Origin of the sequence: Actinosynnema sp. NPDC050801 (genome assembly GCF_040673975.1) — a bacterium.
Classification (GTDB): domain Bacteria; phylum Actinomycetota; class Actinomycetes; order Mycobacteriales; family Pseudonocardiaceae; genus Actinosynnema.
This window is the reverse complement of the sequence record NZ_JBFAQZ010000020.1, coordinates 1-12,472: the sequence shown is the minus strand read 5'-3', so window position 1 is coordinate 12,472 and position 12,472 is coordinate 1. Positions and strand designations below refer to the sequence as shown.

Here is a 12,472-nt window from a genome sequence, read left to right as displayed (position 1 = left end):
CCGGTCGACTCGGTGCCACTCGCTACTAGGTCGAACGCCGGGTCGGCAGCGTGTCGGTCGACCCACGACTTTCACGCGTTCGGCCCAGCGCCTCCAGGGCGGCCGACGTGCTGTCCGGGTGGGCGGGCAGGAGCGGGAGGCGGACGTCCGGGGTCGGGATGAGGCCCTGCGCGTGCAGCACGCCCTTGATCACGGTGGGGTTGGGCTCGGCGAACAGCGCCGCCGACAGCGAGCTCAACCGCCCGCCCAGATCACGCGCCAGAGCCACGTCCCCGGCGTGCCACGCCTCGATCAACCGGACGAACTCGCCGGTCGCCACGAGCGCCGAGGCCAGGATGCCGCCGTGCGCGCCGAGCGCCAACAACGGCGAGATGAACGCGTCGTCGCCGCCGAGCACCGCCAGCGACGGCCGGTCGGCGAACAACGCGACGGTGTCGGCGTCGATCCCGCCCACCGCGTACTTCAGGCCCACCACGCCCGGCACGTCCGCCAGCCGCCGCAACGTCGCCGCGGACAGGTACTGCCCGGTCCGGTACGGGATGTCGTAGACGATCAGCGGCACCGGGCTGTCGGTGGCGAGCCGGGTCAGGTGGGCCAGCGCGCCCTCCTCGCCGGGGCGGACGAACGAGGGCACCGTGGTCAGCGCGGCCGTCACCTGCGGCCGGTCGGCCAACGCCCGCAGTGCCGCCGCGGTGTTCGCGCCGACCACGAGCGCGGCGTCGCGCTCCTGGCAGACCCGGGACGCCACCTCGACCACGGCCCGCTGCTCGTCGGGGGTGAGCGCGGACGGTTCCGCCGTGGTGCCCAACGCGACCAGGCCCCGTGCGCCGGCGTCCAGGACGCGGACGGCGAGGGCTTCCAGCGCGTCGAGCGCCACCGCCCCGGCACGGTCGAACGGCGTGATCAGCGGGACGAACAAACCGGTGAACGTCATGAGCCCCAGGCTGCCGCGCGAGACCGTGAAGAACCAGTTCGCATTGCTCAACGAAACCGTAAGCTGAACTGATGCTCGACGTCCGCCGACTGCGCCTGCTGCGGGACCTGGCACACCTGGGCACGATCGCGGCCGTCGCCCGGGCCCACGCCTACACGCCGTCGGCCGTGTCCCAGCAGCTCGCCGCCCTGCAACGCGAGGCGGGCGTCCCGCTGCTGGAACACACCGGTCGCGGCGTCCGCCTCACCCCGGCGGGCAGCGCGCTCGTCGAGCACGCCGAAACCATCCTGGCCGCCCTGGAAGCCGCGTCCGCGACGGTGGCCGCCGCACGCACCGGCCTGTCCGGCGCCGTGCGGATCGGCGCGTTCCCCAGCGCCGTGCCGACCCTGTTGCCGTCGGCGCTGGTCGCGTTGGGCCACGACCACCCGGCGCTCGACCTCATGGTCACCGAGCTGGACCCCGTCGACGTGCCCGACGCGTTGCGCGACGGCCGACTCGACGTGGCGCTGTGGCACGACTACGACGTCGCACCGGTCGAACCCGACCCCGGCGTGGACTCGGTGCGGCTGCTGGACGAGACCGTGTTCCTGGCCGTGCCTGCCACCCGCTCACCGGACCCCGGCGATCCGATCGGGCGCACCCGGGACGAGGCCTGGATCGTCGGCAGCCCCGGCACGCTCTGCCACACCGCGGCGATGAGGGTCTGCCAGGCGGCGGGGTTCGCGGCGAGGGTGCGCCACCACGCCGACGACTTCACCGCCGTGCTCGCCCTGGTCGCCGCCGGGCAAGGCGTCGCGCTCGTGCCGGAACTGGGCGCGGCGCACCCGCCCTCGGACGTCCGGCTCGTCCCGCTCGACGTCCACCGCCGCACCCGCATCGCCTACCGCCGCGGTGCCGGCGGCCACCCCGTCATCGCCGCGTGCGCCGCCGCGCTGGAGTCCTCGACCAAGGCGTACTTCGCCCGGACCGGTGGGGGCCCACCACGACGATGAGCCCCCGCCACGTCACGGGTTGACGATCGTGACCTCGCGGTCGTCGGTGACCTGGCCGTTGAACGGGCCGCTCAGCGTGGCCGACGCGAAGGCCGTGCCCGCGCGGAACGGGTACTCCGCGGCGTGCACCGAGACGGTGACCGTCTGCGTGCTGCCGGTGCAGAACGGCTGCGCGTAGCCCGAGCCGCTCGCGATGGCCGGGCCGACGCGCTGGGTGAGCCGGACGTTGACGTAGGCGTAGCCCGGCGGCGGGCAGACGATCTGCACGTCGATCTTGACCGCCGCGCCGCGCGCCAGTCTCTCCGCCTGCGCCTGGAGCTGGATCGCGGGCTGCGACGGGGACTGCGCGCTCACGTCGGCGCTGGACGGCAGCACGGACGCGAGGACCGCGCCCGCGACGACGGCCAGGACGGCCGCGGCCCTGGCCGGCCGCACGTTCCGGATGGATGCGAACTTCACTGGTTCTCCTCTGCGGTGGGGACTGCTGCCACGGGTGTGCCGGCAGTGGGTTCGGGACCGGGTTCGGCGCCGGGTTCGGTGGGGGCGCCGGCCAGTCCGGCGAGCAGCCCGGCGGTCAGCACGATCACGGGCAGGTGCCACAGGAAGTCGAACCCGCTGTGCACCAGCAGCACGACCAGCGCGGCGGCGGCTCCGGCCCACAGCGCCCGGCCTTCGCCCAGGCCACCCGCGCCTTCCACACCACCCGCGCCTTCCGTGCCTCCGGCGCCACCCGCGCCGACCCGACCCCGCCAGACCGTCGCCGCCAGGGCCGCCAGGACCAGCAGCACGAGGCCGAGGCCGACCGCCCCGAGTTCGACCAGCACCTGGAGGTATTCGTTGTGCACGTACCGCATCACGCGGGCGTCGCCGGAGGGCGTGGTGAACACGAACCAACCCCGGCCCGGCCCCGTCCCGGCCAACGGCCGCGCGGCGACGTGGTCCAGCGCCGCGCCCGTCGCGCCGGTGCGGTCCGGTGAACTCGTCGAGACCCGGCCCTTGAGCAGCCGGCCCAGGTCGTGCACCAGCAGCCCGGCGACCACGGCGACGGCGAACCCGGCCACCACGGCGATCAGCCGGAGCACCGCCGTCAACCGGCTCAGGCCGAGGGTGATCACCAGGCCGGCCACGAGGCCGACCAGCGCGAGGCCGGGTCGGGCCGGTTCGGCGACGGGGAACGACGGCGCGAGCGCGCCGAGGGCGACCAGCGCGCCGAGCCCGGCCGGACCGGCGTGCCGCAGGGTGGCGCGGACGCCGTTGAAGATCACCAGTGCGGTGAAACCCACCAGCAGCGCGAGCAACCCGGCACGGCTCAGCGTCGCGCCCACGCCGACCACCAGCGCGTACACCGCGCCGGCCAGCGGCAACGAGCGCGGGCGGCCGGTGTGCAGGGCCAGTGCCAGCACGGCGAGAGCGGCGAGCAGGGCGGCGGCGGCGTTGGGGTAGGTGAGGGTCGACGCGGCGCGGGCCAGGCCGTCTGCGACCACCGACCAGGACGGGATCCGCCACACCACGGCCACCCAGCCGGTCAACGCGACCAGCACGCCCACGCCGACGAGGAGCGAGGCGCACAGCTCCCGTTGCGCGACGTCGGTGCGTCGGCCCACGAACGCCGCCGCGACCAGGCAGCCGAGGGCCGCGACCGTGGGCAGCGCGTCGGTGACCGTGCCGTTCAGGACTGCGCGCAGCACCGTCCACGCGGCCAGCGCGGCGCACGCCACCGGCAGCAGACCCGCGTCCGGGCGGTTGCGCAGCGCCAGGACCAGGGCGAACGCGACGAGCGCGCCGGTGAAGAGGCGTCCGTGCAGGTAGTAGCCGCCCTGGGCGACGACCGCGGCGGCGATCGCGGCGAGCAGCAGCAGCACGGCGTGCGGCAGCGCGACCCCGTCCCGTGGCACGACGCGGTCAGGCGCGATTCCCCCCATGCAGGCCCCCCAGCCCTTCACACCCGCCGGAGCGGGTTCGCGCGGATCTTAACCACGGCAATGCCCCTGGTGGAGGGGGTTTTCGCGCGAATGCGCCTTTTGCCGGCCCACGCGCCGGCCACCGGGTGGTCCAGGCGATCGGCATCCGGCAGGCTGGCGGCATGGAGTACACCCAGCTCGGCCGTTCCGGCCTGTCCGTGTCCCGCCTGTGCCTCGGCACGATGAACTTCGGCCCGGAGACGTCGGAGGCCGACAGCCACTCGATCATGGACCGGGCGCACGAGCACGGCATCAACTTCTTCGACACCGCCGACGTCTACGGGTGGCAGCGGGGCGAGGGCATCACCGAGAAGATCATCGGCCGCTGGTTCGCCCAGGGCGGCGGGCGGCGGGAGAAGACCGTGCTCGCCACGAAGCTGTACGGGGACATGGGGGACTGGCCGAACGAGGGACGGCTGTCCGCGCTGCACATCCGGCGGGCGGCGGACGCGTCGTTGCAGCGGTTGCAGACCGACTACATCGACCTGTTCCAGATGCACCACGTGGACCGGAACACGCCGTGGGACGAGATCTGGGAGGCCTTCTCCGTGCTGCGGCAGCAGGGGAAGGTGCTCTACTTCGGGTCGTCCAACTTCGCCGGCTGGCACATCGCGCAGGCCCAGGAGGCGGCGCGCAGCCGGCACTTCCTGGGGTTGGTCAGCGAGCAGTCGATCTACAACCTGGTGAACCGCTTCGCGGAGCTGGAAGTCCTGCCCGCCGCGCGGCACTACGGCGTCGGCGTGATCCCGTGGTCGCCGCTGGGTGGCGGGGTGCTGGGCGGTGTGCTGCGCAAGCAACGCGAGGGCGGCGGGTCGCGCGGCACCGCGGGGCGCGGCCTGGAGGCCCTGGAGAAGCACCGTGACGCCATCGAGGCCTACGAGAAGCTGGCCGCCGACCTGGGCGAGGACCCGGCGCACGTCGGCGTGGCCTGGCTGCTGCACCAGGAAGGCGTGACGGCACCGATCATCGGCCCCCGCACCCAGTCCCAACTGGACGGCTCGCTCCGGTCGACCGAGATCGAGCTGGACGCGGACGTCCTGGCCAAGCTGGACGACCTCTTCCCCGCCCCGGGCCCGAACGGCAGCAAGCCCGCGCCGGAGGCGTACGCCTGGTAGGAGCCGGGGTCACGGCCCGGGGTGGCCGGCGGACCGGGACCGCCGCCTCGCGCAGGTCCGCCGGCCGACCCCGGCACCAGTCGAGAATTGCTCGGATTCGGGTGCTCCGGGTCGGCGGGTTGACCAGGAGGGAGAGCGTCGCCCTGCTGCGCGGCAAGGCACCCCGACTGAGCCCGGTGGACGCCGACCGGGTGGCGGCCGTGCTCGAAGACCACCCGCTCGCGGTGCGGCACGCGTCCGCCTGGCTCGCCGAGACCGACATCGCGGTCTTGGACTACGTGCGGTTGCTGAAGGCGCACACCCTCCGGTCGTCGGCGCCACGCGCGCCGTGGTCGGTGACCATCGGGGCGCTGCGCTCGCACGCGCCCGACGCCGCGGTGGTGCTCGACCTGTGCGCCTTCCTGGCCGACGCGCCGATCCCGGTGGACGTGCTCGCCGCCGGCGGCGACCTGCCCGCGCCGTTCGGTGACGTGCTCGGTGACCCGGAACGCGTGCCGCGGTGGAGGTGCTGGAACGGGTGGCGCTGATCCGGGCTCACTCCACCGTCGGCCGCATCCAGGTGCACGGCCTGGTCCAGGAGGGCGCGCGGTCGCTGCTGACACCCGACGAGCAGGAGGCCACGGCGGCGCACGCTCGCGCGGTCCTCGGCGCGGCCAACCCCGGCGAGCCCGACGAGTCGCACAACTGGCCCCGCTTCCGCGAACTCGCGCCGCACGTCGCTGCGGCCCTGCCCGACGCGGAGGAACGACCGGCGAGGCTGCTCCTGCTCGACCACGTCCGCCACCTGTTCGCGGTCGGCGACTACGAGGGCAGCCGAACCCTCGGCGCGTCCGTCTCGGACCACTGGCGGACCAGGTGGGGGCCGGACGACGAACTGACCCTGCTGGCGCGGCGACTGGTCGCGAACGCCGTGCGCGAGTTGGGGCGGATCGCCGAGGCCACGGAGCTGGACGAGGACACGGTCCGGCGGCTGACCGAGGTGTTCGGCCCGGACCACGAGCACACCTTGATGGCGGCGCACGGCCTGGGCGCGGACCTGCGGGCGCTGGGGCGCTTCGACAGCGCGGTCCGGCTCGACCGGGACAACCTCGACCGGCACCGGCGCAGGTGGGGCGACAACCACGGCAGGACGCTGCGCGCGGCCGTCAACCTCGCCGTGGACCTGCGGCTGCTCGGCGACTTCACCGGCGCCCGGGAGATCGACCTCGACGTGGTGCGCCGCCGGCGGGAGATGTACGGGTCGCACGACCCGCGCACCCTCTTCGCCACCGCGAACCTGGTCCGGGACCTGATCGGGCTCGGCGAGTACGACGAAGCGCTGCGGATCCAGGAGGACGCCCTGCCGCCACTGCGGTCGGCGTTGGGCCGGAACCACAACCACGTGTTGCTCGCCACCCGGAACGTCGTGGTCGCGCTGCGCGGCACGGGCCGCTACGCGCAGGCGAGGGCGTTGGGTGAGGAGAACCTGGCGGCGTGCGAACGGCGACTCGGCCCGCACCACGAGTACACGCTGGCCGCGATGATGACCCTGTGCAACGTGCTGCGGCGGTGCGGTGAGCTCGAAGCCGCGCAGAGCCTGGGCCAGCGGGCGTACTCGGCGCACATGGAGCGCCACGCCGACCCCTGGCACCCGTTCACGCTGGCGTCCGCCACGAACCTCGCGCTGGTGTGGCGGGACATCGGCAAGGTCGAGCTGGCGTACGAGCTCAACCGCACCACGTTGCGGGCGTCACGGGATCGGCGGGGCGACGAGTACCCGCACACGCTGGCGTGCGCGGTGAACGTCGCCGGCGACCTGGCCGCGATGGGCGATCACGAGCGGGCGAGCGCGTTGTCCGCCACGACGTTGCCGCGCATGGAGCGCGTGCTCGGCGAGCAGCACCCGCAGACTCTGGTCTGCGCGTTCAACCTGGCGCTGGACCGGGTCGCCACCGGTCGACAGGACAGCGCCGAGGACGCCGTCGCCGCGTTGGGACGGCGCCTGGGCGCACGGCACCCCGAGGTGGTGCTGGCGGCGGCGGGCAGGCGGTTGGCGTGCGAGGTGGAGCCGCCGCCGACGTGACGGCTCAGTCCTCCAGGTCCTCGTCGTCGCGTGCCAGGTAGGTGGCCAGACGCTCGACGGCGGTCTCGAAGTCGGGGTTGGCGTCGACGAACGCCCGCAGCTTGTCGGCCAGCCAGGCGAACGTCACCTCCTCCTCACCCCGGCGGGTCTCCAGTTCCTCGATGCCACGATCGGTGAAGTACACGGTCGTTCCTCCACGAAACGGCCGAGCCGCCGAAACCCGGAGGTCTCGACGGCTCGGCGCGAACCAACGGGTGTTACTCGAACGCCTTCGCGATCAACTCGCGCTGCTCGACCTCGTGCACCTTGGACGAACCCGCCGACGGCGCGGCCATCGGGCGGCGCGAGACGCGCTTCACGGCGAACCTCGCCGGCAGCAGCTCGGGCAGCGCCAGACCGAAGAACGGCCACGCGCCCTGGTTCGCCGGCTCCTCCTGGACCCAGCGGACCTCGGTGGCGTTCGGGTACCGGTCCAGCGCCTCGGTCAGCTTGCGCGCGGGCACCGGGTACAGCTGCTCGACGCGCACCACGGCGGTGTCCTTGACACCCCGCTTCTCCTGCTCGGCCAGCAGCTCGTAGTAGATCTTGCCGCTGCACAGCAGGACCTTGCGCACCGCACTCGTGTCGAGACCGGTCGGGTCGTCGATCACCGACTGGAAGCGGTCCTCCACGAACGCCTCGACCGGGCTGACCGCGGTCTTCAGGCGCAGCATCGACTTCGGCGTGAACACCACCAGCGGGCGGTTCACGCCGTCCAGCGCGTGCCGCCGCAGCAGGTGGAAGTAGTTCGCCGGCGTCGACGGCACCGCGATCGTCATCGAGCCCTCCGCGCACAGCTGGAGGAACCGCTCGATCCGGCCGGACGTGTGGTCCGGGCCCTGGCCCTCGTGGCCGTGCGGCAGCAGCAGCACGACGTCGGAGACCTGGCCCCACTTCGCCTCACCGGACGAGATGAACTCGTCGATGATCGGCTGCGCGCCGTTGACGAAGTCGCCGAACTGCGCCTCCCACAGCACCAGCGCGTCCGGGTTGGCCACCGAGTAGCCGTACTCGAAGCCCAGCGCCGCGAACTCCGACAGCACCGAGTCGTACACCATGAACTTGCCCTGGTTCTCGGCCAGGTTCTGCAGCGGGGTGTACTCCTCGGACTTCTTGCGGTCCACCAGCGTGGCGTGCCGCTGCACGAACGTGCCGCGCCGCGAGTCCTGGCCGGCCAGGCGGACCGTGCGGCCCTCCATCACCAGCGACCCGAACGCCAGCAGCTCGGCGAACGCCCAGTCGATGCCGCCCTCGCGGGCCATCTTGGCGCGCCGCTCCAGCACCGGCTTGACCCGCGGGTGCGGGGTGAAGCCCTCGGGCAGGTCCACGTGCGCGTCGGCGATCTTCTCGATGATCGACCGGTCGACCCCGGTGGGCAGCTTGGTCGGGACCTGCTGCTCCTCCTCGATCGACGGCGAGGTCTTGATCGGGTGCTTCTCCAGCTCCCTGACCTCGTTGAACACGTGCTCCAGCTGCGAGGAGAAGTCCTGCAGCGCCTTCTCGGCCTCTTCGACGGAGATGTCGCCGCGGCCGATCAGGGACTCGGTGTAGGTCTTGCGTACCGAGCGCTTGGTGTCGATCACGTCGTACATCGCCGGCTGCGTCATCGAGGGGTCGTCGCCCTCGTTGTGGCCGCGGCGGCGGTAGCAGACCATGTCGATCACGACGTCCTTGTTGAACGCCTGCCGGTACTCCACCGCCAGCTTGGCGACCCAGTAGCACGCCTCCGGGTCGTCGCCGTTGACGTGGAACACCGGCGCGCCGATCATCTTCGCCACGTCGGTCGAGTACTTCGACGAGCGCGAGTGCTCGGGCGCGGTGGTGAAGCCGACCTGGTTGTTGACCACGACGTGCACCGTGCCGCCGGTGCGGTAGCCGCGGACCAGCGCCAGGTTCAGCGTCTCGGCGACCACGCCCTGGCCCGCGAACGCGGCGTCGCCGTGCAGCGCGACCGGCAGCACGGTGAAGCCCTCGCCGCCCTTGTCGAGCATGTCCTGCTTGGCCCGGACGATGCCCTCCAGCACCGGGTCCACGGCCTCCAGGTGCGACGGGTTCGCGGTCAGCGACACCTTCGTCTCGCCGTCGCCGAACATCCGGAAGTACTTGCCCTCGGCGCCCAGGTGGTACTTGACGTCACCGGAGCCGTGCGCCTGGCCCGGGTCGAGGTTGCCCTCGAACTCGCGGAAGATCTGCGAGATCGGCTTGCCGACGATGTTGGCCAGCACGTTCAGCCGGCCGCGGTGCGGCATGCCGATGACGACCTCGTCGATCTCGTGCTCGGCGGCCTTGTCCAGCACGGCGTCGAGCAGCGGGATGACCGTCTCGCCGCCTTCGAGCGAGAACCGCTTCTGGCCGACGTACTTGGTCTGCAGGAAGGTCTCGAACGCCTCGGCGGCGTTGAGCTTCGACAGGATGTACTTCTGCACGGTGGCCGGCGGCTTCTCGTGCGGCACCTCGACGCGCTCCTGGATCCAGAGGCGCTCCTCCGGGTCGAGGATGTGCATGTACTCGACGCCGACGGTGCGGCAGTACGAGTTGCGCAGCACGCCCAGGATGTCGCGCAGCCTCATCCGCTCCTGGCCCGCGAACCCGCCGACCGGGAACTCCCGGTCCAGGTCCCACAGGGTCAGGCCGTGCGACAGCACGTCGAGGTCGCGGTGGCTGCGCTGGCGGTAGTTCAGCGGGTCCGTGTCGGCCATCAGGTGGCCGCGGGTGCGGAACGCGTCGATCAGCTCGATGACGCGGGCGGTCTTGTCGACCGCGCCCTCGGGGATGTCGGCGACCCAGCGGATCGGCTCGTACGGCAGCCGCAGCGACGTGAACACGTCGTCGTAGAAGCCGTCCTCGCCCAGCAGCAGCTGGTGGATGCGGCGCAGGAACTCGCCCGACTCCGCACCCTGGATCACGCGGTGGTCGTAGGTGGAGGTCAGCGTGATGACCTTGCTGACGCCCATGTCGGTCAGGGCCTGCTCGCTGGTGCCCTGGAAGTGCGCCGGGTACTCCATCGCGCCGACGCCGATGATCGTGCCCTGGCCCGCCTGCAGGCGCGGCACCGAGTGGTTGGTGCCGATGGTGCCCGGGTTGGTCAGCGAGAGGGTGGTGCCGGAGAAGTCCTCAGCGGTGAGCGAGCCCGTCCGCGCCTTGCGGATCAGGTCCTCGTACGCCTGCCAGAACTGCGTGAACGTCATGTTCTCGCAGCCCTTGATCGAGGCCACGACCAGCGTGCGGGAGCCGTCCTTGCCGGGCAGGTCGATCGCCAGGCCGAAGTTCACGTGCTCGGGCGTGACCACGAACGGCTTGCCGTCGACCTCGGCGAAGTGCCGGTTCATGTTCGGGTACGCCTTGAGCGCCCGCACCACCGCGTAGCCGATCAGGTGGGTGAAGGAGACCTTCCCACCGCGGGTGCGCTTGAGGTGGTTGTTGATCACGATGCGGTTGTCGGCCAGCAGCTTGGCGGGCACGGCGCGCACGCTCGTCGCGGTCGGAACGGTGAGCGAGAGCTCCATGTTCTTCGCGATGGCGGCGGCGGCGCCGCGCAGCTGCTTCTGCTCTTCGCCCCGGGTCGGCTGCACCGGCGCGGCCTTGGCGGCCTGGGCGGGTGCGGGCTTGGTGGTCGGCTTCTGGGCCGGTGCCGCGCTCTTCGGCTGCTGCGTGGGCGCCGCGGTGGCTGCCTGCGCTTTCGCGGGCTCCGCCGCGGGCGCGGTCTGGGCCGGAGCGGGCTTGGTGGCGGTCGTGGTGCCGTTCTCCGCGGCCGTCGCGGCCCCGTTGCCCGACCGCTGCGTCGACTTGTAGTCGGCGAAGAAGTCGTGCCAGGCAGGGTCTACCGACGACGGGTCGGCGAGGAACTGCTCGTACATCTCCTCGACCAGCCACTCATTGGGGCCGAACTGAGAAGCAGGAGTGCTGCTGGACACGGCTGGCGCTCGCCTCTATCCATCTCGCTCTTGGTAATGACTCACTCATGGTCAGGCTAGTCCCCCGTCTGGTGCAGTTCACACACAGGAGGGGCAGGGCCGGGAGTGTTCCCTCACAGAATCGTTCAGGGGTCCGGTCGTGTTAGGGGTGCTTGGGCATCACTTGAGGTTAGGCCCGTCACGTGCGCCGTGGTGCTGCAACTCGGAGTAGTTGTGCGCACCGCGTGCGGGGCGGGGTTGTGAGGAGTTCAGCAGGCTGAAACGAGGTGGTCAGCAGGCTGAAGCCGGGCTGCTGAGCTGCGTGTTCAACTCTCTGGTTGACATGGTGGGGTGTGGGTTCTACGGTTGTGTTCAACCAAGCGGTTGAGTAAGGAGATGGCGGTGGACGACCAGTTGTCGCGGGTCTTCTCGGCCCTGGCCGACCCGATCCGGCGGGACATGGTGGCGCGGCTGGCGGTGGGCGACGCGACCGTGAACGAGCTGGCCGGGCCGTACTCCGTGACCGTGCAGGCCGTGTCGAAGCACCTCAAGGTGCTTGAGGACGCCGGGCTCGTCAGCCGCAGCAAGCAGGCGCAGCGGCGGCCCGTCCACCTTGAGGCGGAGGTGTTCGACCTGATGACGAAGTGGATCGAGCGCTACCGGCGCGAGGCGGAGCAGCGCTACCAGCGGCTGGACGCCGTGCTCGCCGACATGGCGGCCGGAGGCGCCGCGGACGGCACCGCAGCAGGCACCGCAGAGATCAGAGCCAGAGTCGAAGGAGAAGCATCATGACCACGACCACGCACCCCGAGACCACGATCAGCGCCGACCCGGCCCTGCCGACCATCCACATCATCCGGGAGTTCGACGCGCCGGTCGCCGCGGTGTTCCGGGCGCACGTCGACCCCGAGCTGGTGGTGAAGTGGCTGGGGCCGCGTTCGGTGACCATGAAGGTGGACCGGTGGGACGCGTCGACCGGTGGGGCGTACCGGTACGTGCACAGCCGCGGTGACGAGGAGTACCGGTTCTACGGTTCGTTCCACGAGGTGCGCGACGGTGAGCGGATCGTGCAGACGTTCACGTTCGAGGGCTTCCCGGACGGTGTGTGCCTGGAGACGTTGACGTTCGAGGACCTCGGGGGCGGGCGGACGCGGCTGCACGGGATCAGCGTGTTCGAGACGACCGAGGGGCGGGACGCGGCGATGGCCAGCGGCATGGAGACCGGGGTGGTGGAGGGGTACGAGCAGCTGGACGAGCTGCTGTCGAACGAGTGAGTCGTGGTCTCGGGTTCGGCTCGATGCGGGCGCTGAAGTCCGGCTCGATGGGAGCGCGCGGATCCGGCTCGATTTGAGGACTTGGGTTCGGCTCGATGGGAGCGCTCGGGTCCGGCTCGATTTGACATGGGGCCCTTACGGGCACCCCAGGCAGGCCAAAGCCGGGCAGGCACGGCGGGGAAAAGCGTCCCGCCCTGCCTGC

11 protein-coding genes are annotated in these 12,472 nt (G+C 71.8%); 6 read left to right on the top strand and 5 right to left on the bottom strand.

The annotated features are described in order from the left end of the window. Positions 1-25: 25 nt before the first annotated feature. On the bottom strand, positions 26-985 hold the full coding sequence (locus tag AB0K14_RS32245) for a dihydrodipicolinate synthase family protein (RefSeq protein ID WP_360452404.1): 960 nt from the start codon (positions 983-985) through the stop codon (positions 26-28). A gap of 20 nt (positions 986-1,005) precedes the next feature. On the opposite strand from AB0K14_RS32245, the gene AB0K14_RS32240 reads away from it, so the two are divergent. Then, on the top strand, positions 1,006-1,926 hold the full coding sequence (locus tag AB0K14_RS32240) for a LysR family transcriptional regulator (protein ID WP_360452406.1): 921 nt from the start codon (positions 1,006-1,008) through the stop codon (positions 1,924-1,926). 12 nt (positions 1,927-1,938) lie between these two features. On the opposite strand, the gene AB0K14_RS32235 is transcribed toward AB0K14_RS32240, so the two are convergent. Further along, the gene (locus AB0K14_RS32235) at positions 1,939-2,385 is read right to left on the bottom strand and encodes a hypothetical protein (protein WP_360452408.1); all 447 of its coding nucleotides are present in this window, start codon (positions 2,383-2,385) and stop codon (positions 1,939-1,941) included. Beyond that, positions 2,382-3,848: an O-antigen ligase family protein gene (locus AB0K14_RS32230; protein ID WP_360452410.1), complete on the bottom strand. Its 1,467-nt coding sequence runs from the start codon at positions 3,846-3,848 to the stop codon at positions 2,382-2,384. The genes AB0K14_RS32235 and AB0K14_RS32230 overlap by 4 nt, the downstream gene beginning before the upstream one ends. Before the next feature lie 161 nt (positions 3,849-4,009). Here AB0K14_RS32230 and AB0K14_RS32225 point away from each other — a divergent pair, with 161 nt between their 5' ends. From AB0K14_RS32225 to fxsT, 3 genes are all read left to right on the top strand, one after another. Further along, positions 4,010-5,002, top strand: coding sequence for an aldo/keto reductase (locus AB0K14_RS32225; RefSeq protein WP_360452412.1), 993 nt, complete (start codon positions 4,010-4,012; stop codon positions 5,000-5,002). Between the two features lie 119 nt (positions 5,003-5,121). Further along, positions 5,122-5,529 (top strand): hypothetical protein, encoded by a 408-nt coding sequence (locus AB0K14_RS32220; RefSeq protein WP_360452414.1) that lies wholly within the window; start codon positions 5,122-5,124, stop codon positions 5,527-5,529. Further along, complete coding sequence (fxsT, locus tag AB0K14_RS32215) at positions 5,502-7,064, top strand: FxSxx-COOH system tetratricopeptide repeat protein (RefSeq protein ID WP_360452417.1); 1,563 nt, start codon at positions 5,502-5,504, stop codon at positions 7,062-7,064. Before AB0K14_RS32220 ends, fxsT begins: the two co-directional genes overlap by 28 nt. A gap of 4 nt (positions 7,065-7,068) precedes the next feature. Here fxsT and AB0K14_RS32210 read toward each other — a convergent pair whose 3' ends face one another. Further along, complete coding sequence (locus AB0K14_RS32210; protein WP_360452419.1) at positions 7,069-7,248, bottom strand: DUF6104 family protein; 180 nt, start codon at positions 7,246-7,248, stop codon at positions 7,069-7,071. A gap of 73 nt (positions 7,249-7,321) precedes the next feature. Next, on the bottom strand, positions 7,322-11,017 hold the full coding sequence (locus AB0K14_RS32205; RefSeq protein WP_360452421.1) for a multifunctional oxoglutarate decarboxylase/oxoglutarate dehydrogenase thiamine pyrophosphate-binding subunit/dihydrolipoyllysine-residue succinyltransferase subunit: 3,696 nt from the start codon (positions 11,015-11,017) through the stop codon (positions 7,322-7,324). Positions 11,018-11,392: 375 nt separating this feature from the next. Between AB0K14_RS32205 and AB0K14_RS32200 the strand changes: the two genes are divergently transcribed. Both AB0K14_RS32200 and AB0K14_RS32195 read left to right on the top strand, forming a co-directional pair. Beyond that, entirely contained in the window at positions 11,393-11,788 is a 396-nt protein-coding gene (locus tag AB0K14_RS32200; RefSeq protein ID WP_360452423.1) for a metalloregulator ArsR/SmtB family transcription factor, read from the top strand. Further along, entirely contained in the window at positions 11,785-12,270 is a 486-nt protein-coding gene (locus AB0K14_RS32195) for an SRPBCC family protein (protein ID WP_360452425.1), read from the top strand. The genes AB0K14_RS32200 and AB0K14_RS32195 overlap by 4 nt, the downstream gene beginning before the upstream one ends. Positions 12,271-12,472: the final 202 nt, after the last annotated feature.

Bases quoted from the DNA above. Each gene is read 5' to 3' on its own strand.
- AB0K14_RS32240 (WP_360452406.1), top strand. From the start codon at position 1,006: ATGCTCGACGTCCGCCGACTGCGCCTGCTGCGGGACCTGGCACACCTG.
- AB0K14_RS32230 (WP_360452410.1), bottom strand. From the start codon at position 3,848: ATGGGGGGAATCGCGCCTGACCGCGTCGTGCCACGGGACGGGGTCGCG.
- AB0K14_RS32225 (WP_360452412.1), top strand. From the start codon at position 4,010: ATGGAGTACACCCAGCTCGGCCGTTCCGGCCTGTCCGTGTCCCGCCTG.
- AB0K14_RS32200 (WP_360452423.1), top strand. From the start codon at position 11,393: ATGGCGGTGGACGACCAGTTGTCGCGGGTCTTCTCGGCCCTGGCCGAC.
- AB0K14_RS32195 (WP_360452425.1), top strand. From the start codon at position 11,785: ATGACCACGACCACGCACCCCGAGACCACGATCAGCGCCGACCCGGCC.